This window comes from Phenylobacterium sp., from assembly GCF_022402485.1.
In the GTDB taxonomy this organism is placed as follows: domain Bacteria; phylum Pseudomonadota; class Alphaproteobacteria; order Caulobacterales; family Caulobacteraceae; genus Phenylobacterium.
On the sequence record NZ_JAKRSA010000018.1, the window covers coordinates 109,482 to 131,018 of the forward strand.

Consider the following 21,537-nt stretch of genomic DNA (forward strand, 5'->3'; position numbering starts at 1 on the left):
TCTACGGGACGTCAGCCAGCCTCTGGGCTGCGAAGGACAGGCGCGATCCAGCCGTCCTCCAGGGTCTTTAGCGGATGGGAGGCGGTGACGTGGCCCATGAACGGGGGCCAGATGTCATAGCCCAGCAGGGCCTGGAGGCGGGGTGTCATGGCCTTCACCCGGTCGCGGGGCACGCTGAGGAAGTAGTTCTCCTGGGTGCGGCCCCAGGGCTGGCAATACTGGTTTGTGAGGGCCAGGCGCGGGGCATCTGAGCGGTTGGCGCCACCCCGGTGCAGCATATGGCCCTGGAAGACGATGGCCGAGCCGGCGGGCATGACGGCCGGGATCAGACGGCGGGCACCCTTTGGGTCCCTATGGAAGGCCTCGACCTCGGCCTCGGTCCAGAGGTGGCTGCCGGGTAGGAGATCGGTGGCGCCGTTTTCGGCGGTGAAGGGGTCGATGGCGATGATGACGCTGAGGCTGGCGGCCGGCCGTGGTCGAGCTAGGCGATAGAAGCCGTCGTCATAGTGGACGCTCTGGGCGGCCTCGCCGGGCTGGATGGCGATGGCCTGGCTGGCGGTGAGCAGATAGCCGGGCAGCAGGAACCGGTCGAGGAGGGCCAGGATGTGCGGGTGCTCGGTCAGGTCCTCGAACACCTGGCCTCGGGCCACCAGGGTATAGATCCGCTCGGTGGCGAAGCCCTCAAAGGCGTTGCGGCCCCGGTGGCCGCCCAGGTGGGGGGCCAGGGCCGTGCGGACAGCGGCGAGGCCGTCGGCGTCCAGGAGACCCGGCAGGACGGTGTAGCCGTCCTTGGCCATGCGGGCGGCGTGAGCCTCGATATCGAAAGGGACGCGTGCTGCGGCAGGCAGGTCCATGGGGCGCTCCTCGGCCAGCGCCTCTGGCGGGCGCCTGGATGGAGCATAGACCCGGCTCAGACCAGGAGGCTACGGACCTTGCGCAGGGCGGCGAGGACGGCGCGGGCATTCTGCGACAGCCCGGTGAGGCGGCGGGCGTCCTGAGGGCCTAGGCCCCGGGAGGCGGCTTCGCGCAGGGCCTCGGCCTGGTGGTCCAGGGCGCGGGCCGCGGTCTGGAGGTCGATGAGGGCGGTCTTCAGCTGACCCTCCGGTGACTGGGTCCAAGCCCGGGCAGAGGTAAGGCGGTCCCTGGCCAGGGCGTGCAGCTGGTCAGGGGTGCGGCGGCGGGGGGGCTCAGGGCCCAGGCCAGACCAGGCGACGCCCCAGGGGCGGTTGTCCTGACCGTGGCGCCAGACCTGCGCATCAGCGCGGTCCAGGGCGGCGTAGGCGGCGGAGAGTTCCGGGTCGGCGACGGGTTGGGGCATGCAAAAAGTGTATAATATATACAGCATTCTGCAATCAGAAGCGGTGTTTAGAGCGCGCTCTGGATGATCCGCCGAGCCTGGAAGGGGGGGATGATGGCGGTGATGTGGGCGGCCCAGCGCAGGCGGGCGTCCTGGCGGGTGGGGCCCGCGACGCTTTCCAGGTCGAACAGACCTGAGCGGGAGCCCCGCAGCAGGCGCTTGACCAGCACCTCGTCGGTGTCGATCTCCACCACCACCACATGGCCGAGCATGTCGGGAGTGGGCGGGGTGCGCTGGTCCTCGAAATAGATCAGGGCGCCATCGTCGGCCAGGCCGCGCATGGAATGGCCCACCACCCGCAGGGCGGCAGCCTTGTCCGTGCCGCCGGGGGGAATAGGTGCCAGATCGCCAGCCTCCTGGCCGGTGGCGAACAGAACCACGCCCTCAGGGTTGGCCCCGACCCGGCCGAGGATCGGGACATAGCCGGCCTGTGGGCTGGCCCGGACAGGACCGGCGGCGTCATAGAGCCACTCGGCGCTGACCCCGAAGGCGGCGGCATAGTCCTTGGCCTTGCGGTAGGAGAACGGCGCATTGCCGTTCTCGTTGGAGGCATAGGTGTTGCGGTTCCAGCCAAAGGCCTCGGCCGCAGCGGCGGCGGAGTCGTGGCCGGCGTCGAGGCGGGCCTGGCGGAGGCGGTCGGAGCGGGCGTTCATGGGACCTGTCTAGCGCAACTCTGGATAACTGTACATAGAATACAGTTTCCGCTTGCAGGTTGTATGTATGAAAAATACAGTCTGGCCATGCAACCGACATCAATCCGGGCCAGCGCCCGAAGCCCGGCCAGTCTGGGGGACTATGCAAACCTGCGCCGGGGCGGAGCTGCGCCGCCGCGGATTGGCGCGCTCTTGAACCTGGAGGCTGGGGACCTGACCCGGCTGGAGCGGGCCTTTCGCGGCCAGGTGGCGCGGGGGGTCGGCGAGGCCCAGCCGCGCTTTGCGCACCATGAGCGCCATGTGACTGCCGTGCTGGCGCAGGGGGGCTTTCCGGCCCTGACCGAGACGCGGGTCGGCCGGCACGGGGTGCATGTGGGCCTGCCGCTCACCTGGCCGAAGGGCCGGCCATGAGTGCGGCCTTGGGGGAGCCGCCCCGGGATGCAGGCGCCCTGGTGGCCCAGGCCCTGGGCCATCGCACGCCCGGCGACCGGGTCCAGTTCCTGAAGGAGCTGCTGGCCCATACGGCGGCGGGTCTGGTGATCCTGGAAGGGGAGCGGGCCGCTAGCGAGGCGGTCTACCGGTTGGCCGACGCGGTGGTGTCGCGGGGGCGGCCTTGAGGGGGGCGGTGTTTGATCCCGCCGCCCGGACGCGGGCGCGGCTGCTGGACCTGGAGACCCGCAGCCGTGACCGGGCCGAGGCCGGGGCGGTGGCTGAGGGCGTGGCCGAGACTATCGGCCTGTCAGAAGCGCGTGGCGCGGTGTTCGAGGGACCGCCTAGCCCTGGGCGGCCCTATCGCCGGCAGACCGGGCTGGATTGGCTAGCGCGGAAGGGGCGGATCAGCCCGGTTCAGAAGTCGGCCGGGGAGCGCTATGGCGCGCTCTATCGCCGGACTGCGCGGGAAGGGGCCATCCGCTCGACCCTGGACGTGCGCCCCGGCGGCGGCGGTCCCAGCGGACCGGGCGCGCGGGAAGAGGTGCTGCTGACGGCGGCCGAGGGCTCAGCCCAGGCGGCCGCCCGGCTGGCGGCCCTGCGGGCCAGACTCTGGGACCAGGCCGACCTGATCAGCGCCTGCGACCTGATCTGCGGCCGGGAGCTCACGCCCCGCGAGGCCGTGGCCAGCGAGCGCGAAGTGGGCCGGATCGAGGCCCTGGTGGCGGTGGCGCTGGATGTGCTGGCGGGGGACCGGGGGTGATGGCTCAAAAAGGTACGGCAATCTCGCCTGGGTGATGACAAGCGCGCCCCAATCGGCAGGGTTGTGTCATCCAAGGTGAAGCTTGTCCGAGGCACAGGAATGCCCAACGCGATTATTCAAGGCTTCCAGAGTGTCGCCAAGTTCGAGGGACGCGATCGGCGGGCGAGGTTCTGGCCCTATGCCGCCGTGGTCGTGGCGCTTCATTTCGTCATTCAGATGCTGGGTGTCGCCGCTATCGCCGTTCCAATCATGGCTGAACTGCAAACCTCGGTCGAAAACGAAATCGAGCCACAGTGGGATCGGCTTGAAGCGGCTGGGACATTCATGCTGGTCTTCATGGGGGCATTGGGGGTTAGCTACCTGGCCCTTATGGCCGCAGCGGTGACGCGGAGGCTCCATGACACCGGGCGCACGGCGCTCTGGGGTCTGCTGCCCTTTCCATTCTTCGCCTACTACACCGTCATGTTCTGGCTCTCTTGGACTGATCGGATCTGGCCAAATGAGTGGCTTTTCCTGTCCCTAAGTCTGAGCAACGGACTTTATGTTCTGGGCACGATCATCCTGATCATCCTGCTGGCTTTGCCAGGGGCGCCGGAACCCAACCGGTTTGGCGCCCGGCCGTGAGGCGGGCTCCACTGAGCCCCTCCAACTACGCCGCGGGCCGAAGTCAGGGGCATGGCTAGGGCATGGAGCATGTTCGCGGCCTGACAGTCTGGCTGGGCGCACCAATCCTGGCGAGTGTCATATGTACCTATGGATGGGGTCTGGCTCTCGGGGGCAATCCGAGCGATTGGGGTGCCCCGATCGCATTCAGTCCTTTCACCATGATCTTTACGATCGGCGGGTCAACGGTCCTGGCTTATCTGCACGACGCTCTATGGGCGGCTCGCAGGATTGAGCGCAATCTTGTCCTGATAACGGTCGGGCTAGGTCTCGGAGGCGCGTTTCTGGCCTTCGTCACGTCGTCCTGGGAGTTTTTTCCGGTGGGCAGCTCTTATGGAGCGGTGACAGCCTTCCTCTGGATCGCACTACACCGCCTAGTCTACGATGCTTGAGCGTAGCTATGCGCCGGCCACCTTGGGGGCGAAAAGAAATGTATGGCCTTGATCGTCTCTCATTTGAGATACAAAGTGAGGACGCTATAAGGAGGACCAGCGATGGCCGCGCAAACCTCAATGCTCCATGTGCGCGTGGACGAGCAGCTTAAGGCCGACGCCACGGAGAAGCTCGCCCGCGTCGGTCTTACGGTCTCCGACGCCGTACGCATTCTGTTGACCCGCATCGCCAGGGAAGGGGGATTGCCGGCCGGGCTCACCTCCGATCCGGAAGCCCACGACGCCTGGTTCCGCGCCAAGGTGCAAGAGGCCCTGGCGGACACAGCGCCCGCCGCGCCCCATCGGCAGGTGATGGACGAAGCCCAGGCGCGGATCGACCGGAAGCGGCGTGACCGTCCGGTTGATTGAATGGCGCGCGGCGGCGCGCGGCGATTTGTTCGCGATCCTGGACTATATCTCCGACGACAATCCCGACGCCGCGCAGCGGTTGAAGGACGAGATTGAGGTCAAGGTTTCCAGGCTGGCCACGCGGCCTAAGCTCTATCGGCCGGGAAGAGTCGCCGGGACCCGCGAGATGATTGTTCGGCCAAACTACATCGTGATCTATGCGGAAGTAGGTCGCGCTGTGGTCATCCTGCGGGTGCTGCACGCCACCCAGCAATGGCCGTCCGGCGGATAGGTCGGCGGCTTTCTGTTGGCCTGCTGGGTCGCATTGCGCTGCTTGGTCCATGGCGCATGACTGGTGGGGATACGACGATGACCAGAGAAGGCGGTTGCCGGTGTGGGCAGGTGCGGTTTCGGGTCTCCGACGCGCCGAAGGTGACCATGGCCTGTCACTGTCGGGGGTGTCAGCAGATGACCGGCAGCGCCTTTTCGCTAAGTGCTTTGTTTGCCGGGAACGACTTCGAGGTCACGGCGGGGGAGCCGGTGATCGGGGGCTTGCATGGGGCGCTGCGGCACTATTTCTGTCCCCACTGCATGAGCTGGATGTTCACGCGGCCCGACAGCGCGGACGCTTTCGTCAATGTGCGCGCCCCGTTGTTTGATGACCCTGAGGGACTTGAGCCCTTTATGGAGGCCATGACCGCTGCACGGCTGTCCTGGGTGAGCCCGCTGGCCGCAGAGCAGTTTGAAGGGTTTCCGAAGCCGGCGGATTACCAACGGCTGATGGCGGCCTATTCGTCGCGCCAAGTGGGGTGAGGCGGCCAGAGACGGCGAGGCGTAGGGGGGCCCGCCGTCTTGAGGTCAGGCCTTGTCGATGGCCGCAGCGATCTGGTCGGAGGTGTGGCCGGTGAGGTCCTTGGCGATCTCGCCGACCAGGCGGGCCTCGGTTTCCTTGTGCCAGCCCTTGCGCAGCTGACCGAGCGTCTTGGGGGCGGCGATGACCAGCAGGGCCTCGGTCTTGTGGGTCAGAACCATGTGGTTCAGCGCGTCAGCCACGCCCATGGCAAAGCCATCCTCGGCCTGGGTGTCATCGTCGGGATTGGCCCCGCTGGAGTGACGGCCCGGTGCCCCTGAGGCCCGTTCGGGCATGTCGGGATTGGTCTTGGGCCTGAGGTCAATCTCCTGGGCCCCGACGTTCTCGAAGAGGACCAGCTTCTCGCCGTCGACGACGGCCACGAGGGCACCTTTGGGTAATTGCATTGGGGGGGCTCCGTATACTGCGGGAGACCCTCAACGTGTGGCGCGGGGCGCGGTTGCCCAAAAAGGTCCCGCCACCGCTCCTGATCTGGGGCGGTGGCGGGGGTCGTGCTTAGGGGACGTCAGACGGACGCGTCTACCTCTGGAGGTCGAAGCGGTCGGCGTTCATCACCTTGGTCCAGGCGTTGATGAAGTCGGTCACGAACTTCTGGCCAGCGTCTGCGGAGGCGTAGACCTCCGACAGGGCGCGCAGCTGGGAGTTGGAGCCGAACACCAGGTCGGTGCGGGTGGCGGTCCACTTCTTCTGGCCGGTCTTGCGGCAGGTTCCGACGAAGTGCTCATCGGCGCTGCCGTCCACCGCCGTCCACGCCGTGCTCATGTCGAGCAGGTTGACGAAGAAGTCGTTGGTCAGCTGGCCGGGGCGATCGGTGAAGACCCCGTCCATGGACCCGCCGTGATTGGCACCGATGACCCGCAGGCCGCCGACCAGGACGGCCATTTCCGGCCCCGTCAGCCGCAGCAGCTGGGCGCGGTCGACCAGCATCTCCTCGGTGGGGACGCTGAACTTGACCTTCAGATAGTTGCGGAAGCCATCGGCCTTGGGCTCGAGCACATCGAAGCTCTCCGCATCGGTCTGCTCAGCCGAGGCGTCGGTCCGGCCGGGGGTGAAGGGCACGTTGACCTGATGGCCCGCGGCCTTGGCGGCCTGTTCGATCCCGGCCACACCGCCGAGGACGATGAGGTCGGCCAGGGAGATCTTCTTGCCGCCGGCGGCGCCGGCGTCGAAGCTGGCCTTGATCCCTTCCAGGACCTGCAGCACCCGGGCCAGCTGGGCCGGCTGGTTGACCTCCCAGTCCTTCTGCGGGGCCAGACGGATGCGGGCACCATTGGCACCGCCCCGGTGGTCGGAGCCGCGATAGGTGGAGGCCGAGGCCCAGGCGGTCTGGACCAGTTCGGCCACGGTGAGGCCAGAGGCAAGCAGCTTACCCTTGAGGGCGGCGATATCGGCGGCGTCCACCAGGGGGTGGTCGACCGGCGGGATCGGGTCCTGCCAGATCAGGTCTTCCTTCGGCACTTCTGGGCCGTAGTAACGGGCCTTGGGGCCCATATCCCGATGGCAGAGCTTGAACCAGGCCCGGGCAAAGGCGTCGGCGAACTGGTCAGGATTGGCCGCAAACCGCTCAGAGATGGCCCGGTAGGCGGGGTCCATCTTCATGGCCAAGTCGGCGGTGGTCATCATGGTCGGCAGGCGCTTGGAGGGATCATCGGCGGCCGGCGCCATGTCTTCCGGCTTCTGGTTGACGGGCTGCCACTGCTGGGCACCGGCGGGGCTGCGCACCAGCTCGTAGTCATAGTTCAGCAGCATGTGGAAGTAGTTCATGGTCCACTGGATGGGGGTCGGGGTCCAGGCGCCCTCGATCCCGCTGGTGATGGTGTCACCGCCCTTGCCGCTGGCATGGGTGCTGATCCAGCCGAAGCCCTGCAGGGAGATGTCGGCACCTTCCGGCTCGGCACCCACCTTGCTGGCGTCGCCGGCCCCGTGGGCCTTGCCGAAGGTGTGGCCGCCGGCGGTCAGCGCGACGGTTTCCTCGTCATTCATGCCCATGCGGGCGAAGGTCTCGCGAATGTCGCGGCCCGACTGGATGGGGTCGGGATTGCCGCCGGGGCCTTCGGGATTGACGTAGATCAGACCCATCTGGATGGCCGCCAGGGGGTTTTCCAGATCCATTTTCTTGTCGGGCTGAATGCGGGTCTCGGCACCTTGGCTGACCCACTTTTCCTCAGTGCCCCAATAGACGTCCTTTTCCGGCTCCCAGACATCGGCCCGGCCACCGCCGAAGCCGAACACCGGCCCGCCCATGGACTCGATACCCACATTGGCGGCCAGGATCATCAGGTCAGCCCAGGAAATCGCAGCACCGTACTTCTGCTTGATCGGCCACAGGAGGCGGCGGGCCTTATCCAGGTTGCCGTTGTCTGGCCAGCTGTTGAGGGGGGCGAAGCGCTGTTGACCCGCGCCGGCACCGCCACGGCCGTCGCCGGTGCGGTAGGTGCCTGCACTGTGCCAGGCCATGCGGATGAAGAACGGGCCATAGTGACCATAGTCGGCCGGCCACCAGGGCTGGCTGTCGGTCATCAGGGCGGTGAGGTCGCGCTTGAGCGCGGCATAGTCGATGCCCTGGAAGGCCTTGGGGTAGTCGAAATCGCTCCCCATCGGATCGCCGTTGGCGCCGTGCTGGTGGAGGATGTCAACCGACAGCTGGTTGGGCCACCAATCGCGGTTGGTGCGGCCCAGCAGGGAGCGCAGGGCCCCGGGGTTGTTGATCGGGCAGCCCTGCGGGTCGCTGGTGTTGGATCCGTCGTCCATAGTCGTCTTCCTTCGCCAAAACGCGTTTGGAATCATCCTAGGCCAAGGTTGCGACATTTGGATAATTGATAGAAGTGATCGCCCAGTACGGGAAAGTCTATGGCGGTCCCTATCGGATCGCACTGGGACGATGTTCTGCTTTTGTTCTTGCGCAATCGCGGGAATGTGGTAGGGTTTGGCTATGGGTCGTTCTTGCGTCTGAGGCGCGGGGGACACCGCGGCGGGCCTGTCCTGCCCCTGCAGATTTTCAACAGATGACGTGTGTGCGCGGCGGCTGAGCCTGTCCGCGGGTGCCGGCGACTGGACGGCGTTCGTCCCCTTGTCCCTCCCCGGGGTGACGAGGCCTTGGAGATTTGCGGGTTTTGCGGTGTCGCCCTCAGCGTCGCAGGAGCCCCGCGCCGGCTGATCTGGTCCCAGGGCGAGGCGCCCTGCGGGCGCGCCTCTCGGGAGGCTCACGGCCGGCGCGGGGCGGAACGACTCAGACGGTTCCTGTGACGTGTTGAGACGGAGGCGGCGCCAATGGCGGGGCGACCGAAGGATCCTGGGCGGGCGGTCAAGGCCCTGGCCCCCCTGGCGGTGGAGACGCTGGAGGCCCTGATGCGGGGGGACAAGACCAGCGACACCGCCCGGATCGCCGCCATCCGCGAAGTGCTCGACCGGGTGCAGGGCAAGGCCAAGGCTCCGGAGGCCGAAGGGCGGCTGACGGTGACCATTCGCCGGCTCGGCTTTGACGACGCCGCTGATCCCCCGGGCCGATAGCATGGAGATCGAGCTTCCGGCCGGCTGGCGGCCGAGGCCCTATCAGGCGGGGCTGTGGCGGTATCTCGAAGATGGCGGCCTGCGGGCCGATGTGGCCGCCCATCGGCGGTGGGGCAAGGACGATGTGGCCCTGAACTGGGCCGCCGTTAGCGCCATTCAGAAGCCCGGCGTCTACTGGCACCTGCTGCCGGAGGCTGCCCAGGCGCGAAAGGCGATCTGGGAAGCGGTGAACCCGCACACCGGACGTCGGCGGATCGACGAGGCGTTTCCGGCGGAAATCCGGTCCAGTGTGCGCGATGGGGACATGAGCCTCCGGCTGGCCAATGGGTCTGTCTGGCAGGTCTTGGGCTCTGACAATTATGACAGCCTGGTGGGGGCGCCGCCGGTGGGGGTGGTGTTCTCGGAATGGGCCCTCGCCAAGCCAGACGCCTGGACCTACATCCGGCCGATCCTGGCGGAGAATGGCGGCTGGGCCCTGTTTCTGTGGACGCCCCGGGGACGCAATCACGCAGTGCGGGCCTTTGAGGCCCGGACTCGGGACCCGGCCTGGTTCACCTTACGCTCGCCGGCCACCGAAACCGGGGTGTTCACCCAAGCCCAGCTGGCCCGGGAGCGGGCCGAGCTGGTGGCCGAAACCGGCTCCAAGGAGGAAGGGGAGGCGCGGTTTGCCTCGGAGTATCTGGTGGATTTCGACGCCGCCGCGCCGGGCGCCTACTATGCCGGGCTGCTGGGGCAGGCGCAGAGTGCCGGGCGGATCGGGCGGGTCCCGCATGATCCGGCGCTTGCGGTGCATACGGCCTGGGACCTGGGCATCGACGACTATACGGCGATCTGGTTTTTCCAGCAGGTGGGGCCCGAGGTGCGGGCCATCGACTATTTTGAGGCCAGCGGCGAGGGGCTGCAGGCCATTGTCCGCGAGGCGATCGCGGCGAAACCTTACGTCTATGGGACCCACCACCTGCCGCACGATGTGATGGTGCGCGAGCTGGGGGCGAATGGACGCTCCCGGTTCGAAACCCTGGGGGGCCTGGGGCTTTCGCCCATCGAGGTGGGGCAGGCGACTGCGCCAGAAGACCGGATCAATGCCGGGCGGCTGATGATCCCCATGACCTGGTTTGATGGCGACGCCTGCGCGCTGGGGCTCGACCGGCTTCGGGCCTATCGCAAGCGCTGGAACGCGGCCACCCGGGCCTATGGCGGACCGCTGCATGACGCCGCCAGCCATGGGGCTGACGCCTTTGGTGAGTTTGCCCTGAACCGTCGCGGGGGGACCGTGCGCCGGTCAGGGCGACAGGGGACCGGCGGCCGAGCGGGGGGCTGGATGGGATAAGGCCGCGGCCCATTCTGTAGCCTCGGAATGCTCTGAGGGGGACGGGCTAAGGCCCTGCCGCACTTCAGGAAACCTGGATTTCTCTGACACAGCGTCCCCGGCTTGGGACGCCAAAGGGCGTTTGCATGACCGATGACGATATCCTGCGCGACGCCCGGGCGGCGTTTGAGCGCGCCTGCGCCCATGAGGCGGAGATCCGCGCCGAAGCCCGCGACGACCTGCGGTTTGCACGGCTGGGGGAACAGTGGCCGGAGAAGGTGCGCCGGGACCGGGAGCTGGACGGTCGGCCCTGCCTGACCATCAACCGTCTGCCGGCCTTCATTCGCCAGGTGGTCAATGACGGGCGGCTGAACAAGCCGGCCATTGTCTGTCATCCGGTGGACAGCGGTGCCGACCCGCAGACGGCCGAAATCTTCAATGGCCTGATCCGGCACATCGAGCAGTCCAGCGACGCCGAGGTGGCCTATGACACGGCGCTGGATTTCGCCGTGACCTGCGGCTTTGGCTATTTCCGCATCAACACTCGCTATGCCCGGGACGACAGTTTCGAGCAGGACATCGTCATCGAGCGGGTGGCTGATCCGTTCAGCGTCTATGGCGATCCGGACTCGACTGCCGCCGACTCCTCGGACTGGAACACAGCCTTCGTGGTGGAGAGCCTGCCCCGGGCGGCCTTCGAGGCGCGCTGGAAGGGCGCAGAGGCGGCCGACTGGTCCGGAGCGGCCTATGGCGGCCTCGGGGAGACCTGGGGCGATGGGGACCAGGTGAGCGTCGCCGAGTTCTGGCGGCGCGAGGCGGTGGTGCGCAAGATCGTGGCCTTGAGCGACGGACAGGTGATCGACCTGGCCGCCTATGAGGCGCAGCGGGCGCTGTTCGAGGGGCTGGGCGTCAAGGTTGTCGGTGCGCCGCGGGAGGTGGCCAGCCACAGGGTCCTGCAGCATGTGGTCACCGGAGCGCAGGTGCTGGAGACCGTGGAATGGGCCGGGCGCTTCATCCCCATCGTGCCGGTCTATGGGGAGGAACTGCGGATCGACGGGCGGCGGCGGCTGCGCAGCCTGGTGCGGGACGCCAAGGACCCGCAGCGCATGTTCAACTACTGGCGGACCACGACCACCGAACTGGTGGCCCTGGCGCCCAAGGCACCCTTCATCGGCCGCAAGGGGGCCTTCGAGACCGATGCCGAGAAGTGGGCCAGCGCCAATGTGCAGACCCACGCCTACCTCGAATATGATGGGCCTGAGCCCCCCATGCGCCAGCCCTTTGCCGGCGTGCCGGCCGGGGCGCTGCAGGAGGCGCTGAACGCCAGCGATGACATGAAGGCGATCATGGGGCTGCATGATGCGAGCCTGGGGGCGCGGTCCAACGAGACCAGCGGCCGGGCGATCATGGCCCGCCAGCGGGAGGGGGATGTGTCCACCTTCCACTACATCGACAATCTGAGCCGGGGGATCCGGCACGCCGGGCGCATCCTGATCGACCTGATCCCCAAGGTCTATTCCGCGCCCCGGGTGGTGCGGGTGCTGGGACCAAGCGGCGAGGCGCGGCTGGCCAAGGTAAACCAGCCGGTGGCGGTGCAGGAGGCCGGTGCCGACGGCCAGCTTCGGCAGGTGCAGCGGATCTATGATCTGAGCGTCGGCAAGTATGACCTGACGGTGCGGGCGGGACCGAGTTTCACCAGCCGCCGGGAGGAGGCGGCGACCCAGATGATCGAGCTGATCCGCGCCTATCCGGCGGCAGCCCCGGTGATCGGAGACCTGCTGGCGCGGAATCTGGACTGGCCGGGTGCCGACGAGATTGCCGAGCGGCTGTCGAGCCTGCTGCCGGGCGAGCTGCGCGGGGAGGCACCGGAGATTGGCGAGGCGCGGGAGGTGATCACGCGGCTGTCCCAGGCCCTGGCTGGGACCCAGGCCAAGCTGGAGGCCATGACGCAGGATCAGGCGCTGGAGACCCGCAAGCTGGAGATCGCCGCCTTTGAGGCCGAGACCCAGCGGATGAAGGTGACGGGCCTTGCCCCGTCGGCCGGCTGAGCCGGCGGCGACTGACCCAATCCCGTTCTGACGGGGCCAATCCAAGGACAAGACCATGATGCAAGACCCGACCCTTTCGGGCGGCGCCGATCCGCGTCTGCTCGTCGCCGATGAGCTCGAGGAGATCGAACATGGGGGGCAGATCTTTCGGCTGCCCTCGGCCCTGAAGGCGCAGCTGATGGCCAATATCGACCATGAGCAGGCCAGCCAGGCCATGGCGGCCGAGCGCCGGTCCCTGGCGCAACGGGCGCAGATGATGGACCTGGAGGCCGAGCTGGCCAGCGCAAATGCTGAGGACCGGGCGGTGCTGATGGCCCTGGATCAGCAGCTGACCCAGTTGGCGAACCTCGACTGGGAAGGGCTGGGGGCGCAGGACCCGCCGTTGGCGGAGGCCCTGTGGGCCCAGGCCAACGACATCGCCCAGGCCCGGGAGGCCTATGCCCAGACCCTGGCGCAACAGGATGAGATGGCCCGGGCTGCGGCGGCCGAGCGGGCGCGGGTCGAGCTGGAGGAAACCGGTCGGGTGCTGGCCGGCCAGATCGAAGGCTGGTCGCCGGAGGTGGCGGCTAAGCTGGTGGAATACGCCCAGGCCTTTGGGGTCACCCTGGAGGAACTGCGCGAGGTGGCCGATCCGCGGCTCTGGATGATCCTGCACCGGGCCCAGCAGGGGGAGGCGGCGCTCACGGCCCAGAAGGCCGCTGCCCAGGCACCGATGCCGGCGGTCCAGGTGCGGCCGGCGGTGCAGGTGGGCGGCACCTCAGCCCCGGCCAGCGCGGTGCGCGACGACATGGCCGCCGCCGAATGGATGCGCCGCCGCAATGCCCAGGCGATGGCCGGTCGCTGAGCGTTCTCCATCCTGGCCTGACCTTCGCGGCGCCTGAGCGCGCCTGAACCTTCCCAAATCCTGACCGGCGCAGCTGCGCCGCCCCCCATTCCAGTCTGAGGAAGACGAGACCCCATGCCCAATTCGCTGCTTTCCCCGACCGCCGTCACCCGAGAAGCCCTGCGGGTGCTGCACCAGAAGCTGAACTTCGTGGGCTCCATCACCCGGGAATATGACGACAGCTTCGCCCGCCAGGGGGCCAAGGTGGGCGACACCCTGAAGGTGCGTCTGCCCAACCAGTATGTGGTGCGCACCGGGGCGACCCTGGATGCCCAGGACACCCAGGAGACCAGCGTCGAGCTGAAGGTCCAGACCCAGAAGGGGGTGGATCTGAACTTCACCTCCGTGGACCTGACCCTGTCCCTGGACGACTTCTCCGAGCGGATCATCGAACCGGCCATGAGCGTGCTGGCAGCCCATATCGAGGCCGATGCCATGGGCATGTACCGGACGGTCCATAACCAGGTGAACAACCAGGGGGCGGCGGCGAGCTTCGCCCGTATCCTGCAGGGCCGAAAGCTGCTGGTGGACAATCTGGCGCCCCTGGCCGGGCGGACCTGCAATCTCAACACCCAGGACAATGTGGACCTGGTGGATGCCCTGAAGGGGCTGTTCAACGACAAGGCCAGTATCTCCAAGCAATACCGCGAGGGCTTCATGGGGCGCAGCGCCGGGTTTGATTTCATGGAGAACACGCTCTGGCCCTCGCACACGGTGGGGACCAAGGCCGGTTCGCCCCTGGTGAACGGGGCCGGTCAGACCGGCGCGACACTCGCCACTGACGGCTGGACCAACAGCTCCCCGGTGCTGAAGGCCGGGGATGTGTTCACCATCACCGGGGTCTTCCGAGTGCATCCGGAGACCAAGCAGTCCACGGGCGTGCAGCAGCAGTTCGTGGTCCGGGCCGACGCCACGTCCAACGGGTCGGGGGTGGCCAGCCTGCAGATCAGCCCGGCGATCGTCACCAGCGGCGCAGGACAAAATGTGTCGGGTTCGCCCGGGGACAATGCGCCGATCCAGGTGGCCGGGACCGGGGGGGCTGCCCACGGGATTTCCATGGCCTATCACAAGGGCGCGTTCGCCTTCGCCACCGCCGACATGGTGATGCCGCGGGGGGTGGATTTCGCCGCCCGCGAGGTCTTTGACGGGATCTCCATGCGGATCGTGCGGCAGTACGACATCAACAACGACAAGTTCCCCTGCCGGCTGGACGTGCTCTACGGCTACCAGACCCTGCGCCCGCAGCTGGCCTGCCGACTGGCCAATAACTAGGCCCCCTCAGGCTTGATCTTAACCGGGGCGGCGCGGGGCTGACCCGTCGCCGCCCCCTGGTCAAGGGGAGGAGGGCGCATGGCGCTTTCGACCTATGACGACCTGAAGGCCGCCGTGGCCGACTGGCTGGAGCGGAGCGATCTGGCCGGACGGGCAGGCGACTTTATCACCCTGGCCGAGGCGCGGTTGAACCGGGAGCTGCGGCTGGCGGTGATGGAGGGGGAGGTGGGGCTGATCGCGGCCCCTGGCGCCCGCACTGTGGACCTGCCGGCCGACTGTCGCGAGGCGCTCGGGCTGTGGCGGGAAGACGGGGGCGTTCGAACCCCGATGCGCTACCGGCCTGCGGGCCTGCTGGCGCGCCGCGAACAGGCGGGTCGACCCAGCTATTGGAGCCTTGAGGGCACCGCGATCGGGCTCGACCGCCCCTGTGACGGGGAGATCAGCTTTGTCCTGCAGCAGGTGGGGCGGCTGGCCCTGAGCGCCACATCGCCGACCAATGCGGTGCTGGCCGAGCACCCCGATCTCTACCTGTTCGCTGCCCTGGCTGAAGCCTGCCCCTACCTGCGGGACGGGGAGATGGCCGGGCATTTCGGGGTCCGGTTTGAGATGGCCCTGGCCCAGGCGCGGGCCAGGGATGCCCGGCGGCACGGGATGGCCAGGCTGGTCACCGACCTGCCGGCTCAGGGCGCGCTGACATGCTGAGCCTGGTCCCCGATGTGCCGCCGGGCTTACGGCCTTTGCTGACCCATCTGTTGGAGGCGGTTCGCAGCCTGAAAGCGCCTGGCGCACCAGGGCCGGTCTTCGCCTGCACGGTGGGCGAGCTGCCCCCCGCTGCGGCCTGGCCCCACGGCCTGGTGTTCCTGCGGGACCTCTCGGTCCTGGCGGTCTCCGACGGAACCGTCTGGCTGCGACAAGACACAGGAGCGAGCCTCTGATGCCTTCGACCTATACCCCGTCCCTGCGCCTGGAAATGCAGGCCGCAGGGGAGAACCTGAACACCTGGGGGGCGCCGCGGCTGAACGCGGTGATCGACCGGCTGGACCAGGCCATCGCCGGGCGCAGCGCGATCGTACTGGCCGGCGATCATGTGCTGACCAGCGCCAACCTGGCCGATGATGAGGCCCGCCGCGCCATGCTGGACTTTACCGGCGCAGGCCCAGCCACCGTCACTCTGCCGGCCGCCAGCAAGATCTATCTGGTGCGCAACAGTGCGAGCGGCCCTGTGACCCTGACCACAGGGGCCGGTGCCGTTGCGGTGGTGGACAGCCAGGACGTGACCCTGGTGGGGTGCGACGGCGGCGATGTCTTCCTGCTGGGGGTCGGCGGCCTGGGCCTCAAGGCCTATGTGGAGGCCGTGGCCTGGAGCTACAACTCAGGCGCTCTGCCGGGCCAGACCGGCAATGCCGGCAAGGTGGTCGCCACCGATGGCACCGACGCGGGCTGGCGTCTGGTCACCGCCCTTCCCGACTATATCGCAGACCAGGCCCAGCAGGCCGCCGCCGCCGACCGGCGCGCCGCGGCCCTGGCCTTTTTCGGCTGAGGAGCCCCTATGAGCGCTATCGCCACCAATCAGTTCATCGCCGTGCAGCGGCCCATCGCCTATGCGGCGGTGGCCACAACGGCGGAGACCGCCTTCCACGCCCCGACCCAGGCCGTCGAGGTGGTGCCCCCCGCGGACAATGTGCAGGGGATGCGGATCACCAAGGCCTATGCCATCAGCCGGGCCGCGCCAGGGGCGGTGATCCACTGCCAGCTCTATGGGCGGGTGGGAACCACCCACACGCTGATCGACTCTGCGACTCTGGCCAATACGTCGCCCTCGGCCACGGCGGCGAGCCCGCGGGCGGTGTTCGAGGCCAGCGAAGAGGACCCCCTGTTCCTGCCGCCAGGGGTGGGCCTGTCCTTCGCCATCGGTGGTTCAGTGGCCAATGGCGTTGTCTGCCGGGTGTCCGGCGGCGCCTATGATCCGTTGCCGTGATGGGGGGGAGTGGTCCCCGGGGGGAGCAACCCCAGAGGCGGGGTTCGGCCCGCCCCGGACGCCTCCTGGCGATCCATGAGTTTCACGCCGGTTCCGGCGCCTTCGGCGTGCCGCAGAACTGCCACGCCCTGATCTATGTCTGGGGCGGCGGCGGGTCTGGGGGCGGCATGGGCGGTGGCGGCACAACGGCAGGGGGTGGGGGCGGCGGCGGGGCTGCGTTCGGAACCTTCCGGCTGCGCCGCAATGAGGTGATCAGCTACAGCATCGGCCCCGGCGGGGCTGGCGCGTCGGCCAATGGTCAGTCCGGGGGGACTACCACGGTGACTTTGCGAGGCACCCAGATGGGAGCCACCGGCGGCCAGGGCGGCCTCGCCGATGGCGCGCCCGGCGAAGGCGGCCTGGGCTTTGGCGGAGCCATCAACCGCAAGGGCGGGGCTGGCGGGGCTGGGGGCGCGGGCGCTGCCGGGACCGCCGGAGAGGCCGGCGCCCTCGGCGGCGCGCCAGAAGCCGGGCGGGGCGGCGGCGGCGGGGCAGCGGGCTTCACCGAAGTCTCGGCCGCGATCCTGACCGCTGGTGCGGGGTCTAGTGCCACCGCGCCTGGCAACAGTGCGGTGGGATTTTCGCCAGGCGGCGGCTCTGGTGGAGCCGAAGTGTTTTCAGGTGTCGGCGGCAATGGCCGAGCGGTTTTTGTTCTCCTGGCTAGCTAGTCGACGTTGTCGCTCCGGAGAGCCCCCTCACGGTTCAATGCAATTGGCGCTGCTCACGAGGCTTCTCGGTGAAGACGAGGGATACCTCTCCGTGGGGTGTGGGAACGAAATAGCGCTTGGCGTCCATGGCACAATTTAAACGGGGCAAGGGTGATGAGGATTCCCCTGGATATACTACCTGGACTTGTTGGGGACGAGACCTCGTTTTCAGCCGCCGGGCGTTGGGCGGATGGGTCCAATGTGCGGTTCTGGCGGGGGCAGCCGCAGGTCATTGGCGGCTGGGAGTCGCTGAGCCCTGAGGCCGTGACCGGGGTGTGCCGCAAGGTGTTTGCCTGGACGGACAAGGCCGCGACCCTGAACGTGGCCTTCGGGACCCATAACGCCTTGCAGGTCTGGGTCGGTGGGAGCCTTTCGGACATCACGCCGGTCCTGGCCAGGCCAGGGCGGACTCTCGGGGCCTCAGCCCTGTCGGTCAGTGCCGGGTCGCCAGTGGTGACAGTGTCCATGGCCGGGCACGGCCTGGAGACAGGGGCGCGGGTGGCGGTCAGCGGGGCGGAGGCCCTGGGGGGCATTGCACCCAATCTGGCCGATGTTGCGATCGCCGTGATCGATGCTGACCAGTTCAGCTTTGTCTTCACAGAGCCGGCCACGTCTGCCGCCGTCGGGGGTGGGGCCGGGGTGGTGATCGCTCCACTGGCGGCCCTGGCACCGGGGGCGGTGGATGGAAGCGGCGGGCAGGGCTATGGCACCGGCAGCTATTCCACTGGACACTATTCTGCGCCCTCGGCGGCGGACTTCTTCCCGCGGACCTGGAGCCTTGCGGCCTTCGGGGAGAGGCTGGTGGCCAACCCGCGGGGCGGGACAATCCATATATGGGCGAACGCGGCGGAGACCGTCGCCGCCCCCCTTCGGGATGCGCCAGCCCGGGTGAGCGTGTGCCTGGTGTCGCACACCGATCAGATCTTTGCCCTGGGCTGTGACGAGGAGGTTTCCGGTGACTTCAATCCGCTTTGCATCCGGCACAGCGGTGTCCGTGATCCCAACAGCTGGATCACAGCCCCAGAGACCACGGCGCGGGAATATGTGCTGGCCGGCGGCGGGCGGATCGTGGGGGCCTGTGCGGCGGGTCAGTTCCTGCTGGTGTGGACCTCAGATCGGCTGTTCGTCGGGAGCTTTGTGGGGGCGCTGAACCAGCCCTGGCGCTTTGATCCGGTGGGGGAGCATTGCGGGCTGATCGGTCCCAACGCCTTTGCGTTGGCGGGGTCGCGGGCCTTGTGGCTGGCGCCGGACCTGCAGTTTCGCAGTTACAGCCTGGGTGGGGCGGTGGAGATCGTCCCCTGTCCGATCCGGGATGAGATGGCCCGGAACCTGGCCGGTGCCCAGGGTGACAAGATTACGGCAGCGACCATAGGCCTCTACAATGAGGTCCGCTTTGACTATCCCGACGCCCGGGATGGGGATGAAAACAGTCGATACCTGACCGTCGGGCTGGAGGACGGGGCCTGGTCCCGGGGGATCATGGCCCGGAGCGCCTTTGTGGACGCCGGACCTCAGGGAGACCCGATCGGGGTGACGCCGGAGGGGCGGGCCTATTGGCACGAACGGGGACAGTCGGCCGATGGGAGCGGGTTTTCCTGGTTCATCGAGAGCGGCGATCAGCTGCTGGACCCTGATCAGACCCTGATGGTTCGCGGGCTTTGGCCGGATATGGCACTGCAGGCTGGCGCTGCGGCGCTGCGCCTGAATACGCGCCTGAAGCCGCAGGGGCCAAGCCGGAGTCATGGACCCTTCGGCCTGGCACCAGGCGCCAGCCGCGTCGATCTGCGCGCCACGGGGCGCTTCTTCAAGGTGCGGTTCAGCGGCCAGGGGTCGCCGACCGGCGGGCGGATCGGCCGGCCGGTGTTCGACGTGGTGGCGGCCGGAACCCGGTGAGGGCGGCAGTCTGGGCGGCCTGCCGGGCTTGGCTTCTGCCAGCCCTGCGGCCGCAGGACGGTGATGAGGCCGCGCTACGCGCCGACCTGATCGCAGGCCGCGCGCAGCTGTGGGCCGGTGAGGCCGGGGCGGTGGTCACGCAATGCATTGAGAATGCCGAGGGCCGGAGCCTGCACATCTGGCTGGCTGGTGGGCAGCTGGAGACGATCCTGGCCCTGCGCCCGGGGGTCGAGGCCTGGGCTCGAGGCCTGGGCTGCACGGCGATCACCATCGAGGGGCGGCCGGGCTGGACGCGGGTACTGCGGGCGCACGGCTACCAACGACATGGCGAGATTTTGAGAAGGAGCCTGTGATGGGCAAGAAGAAGACCACCACCTCGTCCAGCACCACTGAGCGGGCGACCGTGACGCCGAGCAATCCCCAGTGGGTGAGCGATCAGGTGCAGGGATTGGGCGACCGGCTGGGTGAGCTGGGGCGGTTCGATCCCTACAGCCTGGTCTCGCCCCTGTCGGCGGCGGAGCAGCAGGCAGCGCAAGGGGCGGCAGGGCTTGGGCGCTACGGGTTTGCCTATGACGAGGCCGCCGACTGGAGCCGGGGTGTGGCCGCGGAGGCGGCACCCGTGGTCCAGGCCGCGAGCCTGCTGGACGGGATCGCGGCCTATCAGAATCCCTATCGGCGCCAGGTAGTGGACGCGGCCATGGCGGACTTTGACGCCGAGGCCGGCCGGACCCGGGCGAGCCAGAGCCTGGCCTTGGCCGGGCAGGGGGCATTTGGCGGCTCCGGCGGCGCCCTGACCCGGTCCTTCACCGAAGGTGAGCTGGCCCGGGCCCGTAACACCCAGATCTCTGGCCTGCTGGCGGGGATGTTCAACACCAGCGCAGGTCTGGCCAATCAGGACGCTGATCGACGCCAGCAGGCCGCGTCCCAGACCGCCCAGCTGGCGTCCCAGGCCGCCGCCCTGCGCCTGCAGGCGGCCAATGCTCTGGGGTCGCTGGCCCAGGCGCGGTCGGCCAGCGACCGGGAGGATGTGGCGGCCCAGGCCGCGATCGGTGCCCAGGTGCGCGGGGTGGATCAGGCCCACCGTATGGCCCCCTATACGGCCCTGACCCACCAGGCCGATATCCTGTCCAAGCTGCCCCTGGAACTGTTCAGAGGCACGACCACGGAGGGCAACTCCAGCACCCAGGGGGCGACGACCCAGACCCCGAGTTTCCTGGATGCCCTCACCCAGGCCTCCGGCCTGGCGTCGGTGGGACAGGGGCTCTGGAAGCAGAGATCATGAGCCCGGCCGACAGCGCCTTGACCGGGGCGCAGGGGAGGGCTGAGGCCCAGGTTCTGGCCCTGCGGCAGATCGGGGAAAATGTGGCGGCCCAGACTGCCCGGCTGGAGGGCCTGGCGGCGAAGATGGATGATGTCCGCGAGCGGCTGGCAAGGCTGGAGGCCCTGGAGGCCGGCAAGCTTGTGGAGGGTCTGCGGGGGGAGCTGAAGGGCGCGCTTGGGCGGATTGATCACCTGGAGAGCCAGCGGGACCGGGTGGCCGGCGCCGCCGATTTCTGGACCTGGCTGGCGCGCAGCATGCCTTGGCTGGCCACGGGTCTTTTGGCCTTCCTGGCCGGCCTCGGCCTCAAGCCTGCCCATCCCCCATGAGTGAGCTTCGGCCCCCTGTGGAGGCCCGCTGGCTCTACAGACGTATTTTCACCTATGGCGCCTGCGGGGCCAATTCGATCGCCGTGGCGGCGATCATCCTACGGCTGGATGATCCAGGCGCCCTGAAGTGGCTGGGGCTGGCCCTGATTGGGGCCAATGTGGTCCTGGGCACGCTCTACATGGCTGGGGCGACTGTCACCGACTGGGCCAAGCTGGTGGGCGCGGCGCGGCGCGAGATGCCCTGAACCCCTGGCCGCATTCATGCTTTCAGACTTTGGAGGTCGGCCATGACCACATGGCTTTCGCCACACTTCTCCCTGGAGGAAATGACCGCCACACAGCAGCGAGGCCTGGACAATCGCCCGCCCGCCTCTGTGCTCAAGCGGCTGAAAGCCACCGTGCTGGTGCTTGAGGATGTGCGCACTCTGCTGGGGAACGCGCCCATGGTGATCACCAGCGGCTATCGCTCACCAGCGGTGAATCGGGCGGTCGGAGGGTCGCCGACCAGCGCACACATGCGCGGTGAGGCCGCCGACTTCATTTGCCCGCGCTTTGGCTCGCCCCTGGCGGTTTGCCGGGCCATCGCCGCCTCGGATCTGAGATTTGACCAGCTAATCGAGGAGGCGGGGGCATGGGTTCATCTGGGCCTTGGGGGGCGCTGGCGGCGGGAGGTGCTCAGCTGGCGACCCGGAGCCGGGTATCAGCGGGGACTGCGGACATGACCATGCGGGTGATC

Annotated in this window: 28 protein-coding genes; 23 read left to right on the plus strand and 5 right to left on the minus strand. The window is 68.2% G+C overall.

Annotation, left to right across the window (positions count from 1 at the left end; all coding sequences use genetic code 11):
• Positions 1-11: 11 nt before the first annotated feature.
• The 3 genes from MH112_RS06535 to MH112_RS06545 are packed head-to-tail and all read right to left on the minus strand — an operon-like array spanning position 12 to position 2,010.
• Positions 12-854: a phytanoyl-CoA dioxygenase family protein gene (locus MH112_RS06535; RefSeq protein WP_296565495.1), complete on the minus strand. Its 843-nt coding sequence runs from the start codon at positions 852-854 to the stop codon at positions 12-14.
• Between the two features lie 56 nt (positions 855-910).
• Entirely contained in the window at positions 911-1,318 is a 408-nt protein-coding gene (locus MH112_RS06540; protein WP_296565499.1) for a hypothetical protein, read from the minus strand.
• A gap of 47 nt (positions 1,319-1,365) precedes the next feature.
• Positions 1,366-2,010, minus strand: coding sequence for a S24 family peptidase (locus tag MH112_RS06545; protein WP_296565502.1), 645 nt, complete (start codon positions 2,008-2,010; stop codon positions 1,366-1,368).
• Between the two features lie 87 nt (positions 2,011-2,097).
• On the opposite strand from MH112_RS06545, the gene MH112_RS06550 reads away from it, so the two are divergent.
• The 7 genes from MH112_RS06550 (at position 2,098) to MH112_RS06580 (ending at position 5,457) form a co-directional block, all read left to right on the plus strand.
• On the plus strand, positions 2,098-2,421 hold the full coding sequence (locus tag MH112_RS06550) for a hypothetical protein (RefSeq protein ID WP_296565505.1): 324 nt from the start codon (positions 2,098-2,100) through the stop codon (positions 2,419-2,421).
• Positions 2,418-2,627 carry a hypothetical protein gene (locus MH112_RS06555; protein WP_296565507.1) on the plus strand — a complete coding sequence of 70 codons (210 nt, stop codon included), beginning with the start codon at positions 2,418-2,420 and terminating at the stop codon, positions 2,625-2,627. Before MH112_RS06550 ends, MH112_RS06555 begins: the two co-directional genes overlap by 4 nt.
• 8 nt (positions 2,628-2,635) lie before the next feature.
• On the plus strand, positions 2,636-3,202 hold the full coding sequence (locus tag MH112_RS06560) for a hypothetical protein (protein WP_296565510.1): 567 nt from the start codon (positions 2,636-2,638) through the stop codon (positions 3,200-3,202).
• Positions 3,203-3,301: 99 nt separating this feature from the next.
• Entirely contained in the window at positions 3,302-3,826 is a 525-nt protein-coding gene (locus MH112_RS06565; protein ID WP_296565513.1) for a DUF805 domain-containing protein, read from the plus strand.
• Positions 3,827-4,359: 533 nt separating this feature from the next.
• Positions 4,360-4,665 carry a type II toxin-antitoxin system RelB/DinJ family antitoxin gene (locus MH112_RS06570; protein ID WP_296565516.1) on the plus strand — a complete coding sequence of 102 codons (306 nt, stop codon included), beginning with the start codon at positions 4,360-4,362 and terminating at the stop codon, positions 4,663-4,665.
• Positions 4,646-4,936 carry a type II toxin-antitoxin system RelE/ParE family toxin gene (locus MH112_RS06575; RefSeq protein ID WP_296565519.1) on the plus strand — a complete coding sequence of 97 codons (291 nt, stop codon included), beginning with the start codon at positions 4,646-4,648 and terminating at the stop codon, positions 4,934-4,936. Before MH112_RS06570 ends, MH112_RS06575 begins: the two co-directional genes overlap by 20 nt.
• A gap of 146 nt (positions 4,937-5,082) precedes the next feature.
• The gene (locus MH112_RS06580) at positions 5,083-5,457 is read left to right on the plus strand and encodes a GFA family protein (RefSeq protein WP_296565752.1); all 375 of its coding nucleotides are present in this window, start codon (positions 5,083-5,085) and stop codon (positions 5,455-5,457) included.
• A gap of 45 nt (positions 5,458-5,502) precedes the next feature.
• Here the strand turns inward: MH112_RS06580 and MH112_RS06585 are convergent, their stop codons facing one another.
• Both MH112_RS06585 and katG read right to left on the minus strand, forming a co-directional pair.
• Positions 5,503-5,901: a host attachment protein gene (locus tag MH112_RS06585; RefSeq protein WP_296565521.1), complete on the minus strand. Its 399-nt coding sequence runs from the start codon at positions 5,899-5,901 to the stop codon at positions 5,503-5,505.
• 133 nt (positions 5,902-6,034) lie between these two features.
• Positions 6,035-8,266: a catalase/peroxidase HPI gene (katG, locus tag MH112_RS06590; protein ID WP_296565522.1), complete on the minus strand. Its 2,232-nt coding sequence runs from the start codon at positions 8,264-8,266 to the stop codon at positions 6,035-6,037.
• 519 nt (positions 8,267-8,785) lie between these two features.
• On the opposite strand from katG, the gene MH112_RS06595 reads away from it, so the two are divergent.
• The 16 genes from MH112_RS06595 to MH112_RS06670 all read left to right on the plus strand — a co-directional run bounded on the left by MH112_RS06595 (position 8,786) and on the right by MH112_RS06670 (position 21,523).
• Positions 8,786-9,025, plus strand: a complete 240-nt coding sequence (locus MH112_RS06595) for a hypothetical protein (RefSeq protein ID WP_296565524.1) — start codon at positions 8,786-8,788, stop codon at positions 9,023-9,025.
• A 1-nt stretch (position 9,026) separates the two neighbouring features.
• On the plus strand, positions 9,027-10,355 hold the full coding sequence (locus MH112_RS06600) for a hypothetical protein (protein WP_296565525.1): 1,329 nt from the start codon (positions 9,027-9,029) through the stop codon (positions 10,353-10,355).
• Between the two features lie 125 nt (positions 10,356-10,480).
• On the plus strand, positions 10,481-12,382 hold the full coding sequence (locus MH112_RS06605) for a portal protein (RefSeq protein WP_296565528.1): 1,902 nt from the start codon (positions 10,481-10,483) through the stop codon (positions 12,380-12,382).
• 55 nt (positions 12,383-12,437) lie between these two features.
• Positions 12,438-13,226 carry a hypothetical protein gene (locus MH112_RS06610; protein WP_296565531.1) on the plus strand — a complete coding sequence of 263 codons (789 nt, stop codon included), beginning with the start codon at positions 12,438-12,440 and terminating at the stop codon, positions 13,224-13,226.
• Positions 13,227-13,340: 114 nt separating this feature from the next.
• Positions 13,341-14,537 (plus strand): P22 phage major capsid protein family protein, encoded by a 1,197-nt coding sequence (locus tag MH112_RS06615; RefSeq protein WP_296565534.1) that lies wholly within the window; start codon positions 13,341-13,343, stop codon positions 14,535-14,537.
• Between the two features lie 78 nt (positions 14,538-14,615).
• Complete coding sequence (locus MH112_RS06620) at positions 14,616-15,239, plus strand: hypothetical protein (protein WP_296565536.1); 624 nt, start codon at positions 14,616-14,618, stop codon at positions 15,237-15,239.
• Positions 15,233-15,472, plus strand: a complete 240-nt coding sequence (locus tag MH112_RS06625) for a hypothetical protein (RefSeq protein ID WP_296565539.1) — start codon at positions 15,233-15,235, stop codon at positions 15,470-15,472. The genes MH112_RS06620 and MH112_RS06625 overlap by 7 nt, the downstream gene beginning before the upstream one ends.
• Positions 15,472-16,077 carry a hypothetical protein gene (locus MH112_RS06630; RefSeq protein WP_296565541.1) on the plus strand — a complete coding sequence of 202 codons (606 nt, stop codon included), beginning with the start codon at positions 15,472-15,474 and terminating at the stop codon, positions 16,075-16,077. Before MH112_RS06625 ends, MH112_RS06630 begins: the two co-directional genes overlap by 1 nt.
• Before the next feature lie 9 nt (positions 16,078-16,086).
• Entirely contained in the window at positions 16,087-16,515 is a 429-nt protein-coding gene (locus tag MH112_RS06635; protein ID WP_296565544.1) for a hypothetical protein, read from the plus strand.
• 107 nt (positions 16,516-16,622) lie between these two features.
• Positions 16,623-17,222 carry a hypothetical protein gene (locus tag MH112_RS06640; RefSeq protein ID WP_296565547.1) on the plus strand — a complete coding sequence of 200 codons (600 nt, stop codon included), beginning with the start codon at positions 16,623-16,625 and terminating at the stop codon, positions 17,220-17,222.
• A gap of 153 nt (positions 17,223-17,375) precedes the next feature.
• A complete protein-coding gene (locus MH112_RS06645; protein ID WP_296565550.1) occupies positions 17,376-19,154 on the plus strand; it encodes a hypothetical protein in 1,779 nt (592 codons plus the stop codon).
• On the plus strand, positions 19,151-19,507 hold the full coding sequence (locus MH112_RS06650) for a hypothetical protein (protein WP_296565553.1): 357 nt from the start codon (positions 19,151-19,153) through the stop codon (positions 19,505-19,507). The genes MH112_RS06645 and MH112_RS06650 overlap by 4 nt, the downstream gene beginning before the upstream one ends.
• Positions 19,507-20,436 carry a hypothetical protein gene (locus MH112_RS06655; RefSeq protein ID WP_296565555.1) on the plus strand — a complete coding sequence of 310 codons (930 nt, stop codon included), beginning with the start codon at positions 19,507-19,509 and terminating at the stop codon, positions 20,434-20,436. Before MH112_RS06650 ends, MH112_RS06655 begins: the two co-directional genes overlap by 1 nt.
• Positions 20,433-20,801: a hypothetical protein gene (locus MH112_RS06660; protein WP_296565557.1), complete on the plus strand. Its 369-nt coding sequence runs from the start codon at positions 20,433-20,435 to the stop codon at positions 20,799-20,801. The genes MH112_RS06655 and MH112_RS06660 overlap by 4 nt, the downstream gene beginning before the upstream one ends.
• Entirely contained in the window at positions 20,798-21,046 is a 249-nt protein-coding gene (locus MH112_RS06665) for a hypothetical protein (RefSeq protein ID WP_296565560.1), read from the plus strand. The genes MH112_RS06660 and MH112_RS06665 overlap by 4 nt, the downstream gene beginning before the upstream one ends.
• 42 nt (positions 21,047-21,088) lie before the next feature.
• Positions 21,089-21,523, plus strand: a complete 435-nt coding sequence (locus tag MH112_RS06670; RefSeq protein ID WP_296565563.1) for a D-Ala-D-Ala carboxypeptidase family metallohydrolase — start codon at positions 21,089-21,091, stop codon at positions 21,521-21,523.
• Positions 21,524-21,537: the final 14 nt, after the last annotated feature.

Coding starts and splice junctions, on each gene's coding strand:
- MH112_RS06665 (WP_296565560.1), top strand. CDS start 20,798: ATGAGTGAGCTTCGGCCCCCTGTGGAGGCCCGCTGGCTCTACAGACGT.
- MH112_RS06600 (WP_296565525.1), top strand. CDS start 9,027: ATGGAGATCGAGCTTCCGGCCGGCTGGCGGCCGAGGCCCTATCAGGCG.
- MH112_RS06580 (WP_296565752.1), top strand. CDS start 5,083: ATGGCCTGTCACTGTCGGGGGTGTCAGCAGATGACCGGCAGCGCCTTT.
- MH112_RS06535 (WP_296565495.1), bottom strand. CDS start 854: ATGGACCTGCCTGCCGCAGCACGCGTCCCTTTCGATATCGAGGCTCAC.
- MH112_RS06645 (WP_296565550.1), top strand. CDS start 17,376: ATGAGGATTCCCCTGGATATACTACCTGGACTTGTTGGGGACGAGACC.
- MH112_RS06635 (WP_296565544.1), top strand. CDS start 16,087: ATGAGCGCTATCGCCACCAATCAGTTCATCGCCGTGCAGCGGCCCATC.
- MH112_RS06670 (WP_296565563.1), top strand. CDS start 21,089: ATGACCACATGGCTTTCGCCACACTTCTCCCTGGAGGAAATGACCGCC.
- MH112_RS06540 (WP_296565499.1), bottom strand. CDS start 1,318: ATGCCCCAACCCGTCGCCGACCCGGAACTCTCCGCCGCCTACGCCGCC.
- MH112_RS06605 (WP_296565528.1), top strand. CDS start 10,481: ATGACCGATGACGATATCCTGCGCGACGCCCGGGCGGCGTTTGAGCGC.
- MH112_RS06555 (WP_296565507.1), top strand. CDS start 2,418: ATGAGTGCGGCCTTGGGGGAGCCGCCCCGGGATGCAGGCGCCCTGGTG.
- katG (WP_296565522.1), bottom strand. CDS start 8,266: ATGGACGACGGATCCAACACCAGCGACCCGCAGGGCTGCCCGATCAAC.
- MH112_RS06585 (WP_296565521.1), bottom strand. CDS start 5,901: ATGCAATTACCCAAAGGTGCCCTCGTGGCCGTCGTCGACGGCGAGAAG.
- MH112_RS06550 (WP_296565505.1), top strand. CDS start 2,098: ATGCAACCGACATCAATCCGGGCCAGCGCCCGAAGCCCGGCCAGTCTG.
- MH112_RS06620 (WP_296565536.1), top strand. CDS start 14,616: ATGGCGCTTTCGACCTATGACGACCTGAAGGCCGCCGTGGCCGACTGG.
- MH112_RS06660 (WP_296565557.1), top strand. CDS start 20,433: ATGAGCCCGGCCGACAGCGCCTTGACCGGGGCGCAGGGGAGGGCTGAG.
- MH112_RS06610 (WP_296565531.1), top strand. CDS start 12,438: ATGATGCAAGACCCGACCCTTTCGGGCGGCGCCGATCCGCGTCTGCTC.
- MH112_RS06615 (WP_296565534.1), top strand. CDS start 13,341: ATGCCCAATTCGCTGCTTTCCCCGACCGCCGTCACCCGAGAAGCCCTG.
- MH112_RS06630 (WP_296565541.1), top strand. CDS start 15,472: ATGCCTTCGACCTATACCCCGTCCCTGCGCCTGGAAATGCAGGCCGCA.
- MH112_RS06595 (WP_296565524.1), top strand. CDS start 8,786: ATGGCGGGGCGACCGAAGGATCCTGGGCGGGCGGTCAAGGCCCTGGCC.
- MH112_RS06570 (WP_296565516.1), top strand. CDS start 4,360: ATGGCCGCGCAAACCTCAATGCTCCATGTGCGCGTGGACGAGCAGCTT.
- MH112_RS06565 (WP_296565513.1), top strand. CDS start 3,302: ATGCCCAACGCGATTATTCAAGGCTTCCAGAGTGTCGCCAAGTTCGAG.
- MH112_RS06655 (WP_296565555.1), top strand. CDS start 19,507: ATGGGCAAGAAGAAGACCACCACCTCGTCCAGCACCACTGAGCGGGCG.
- MH112_RS06545 (WP_296565502.1), bottom strand. CDS start 2,010: ATGAACGCCCGCTCCGACCGCCTCCGCCAGGCCCGCCTCGACGCCGGC.
- MH112_RS06625 (WP_296565539.1), top strand. CDS start 15,233: ATGCTGAGCCTGGTCCCCGATGTGCCGCCGGGCTTACGGCCTTTGCTG.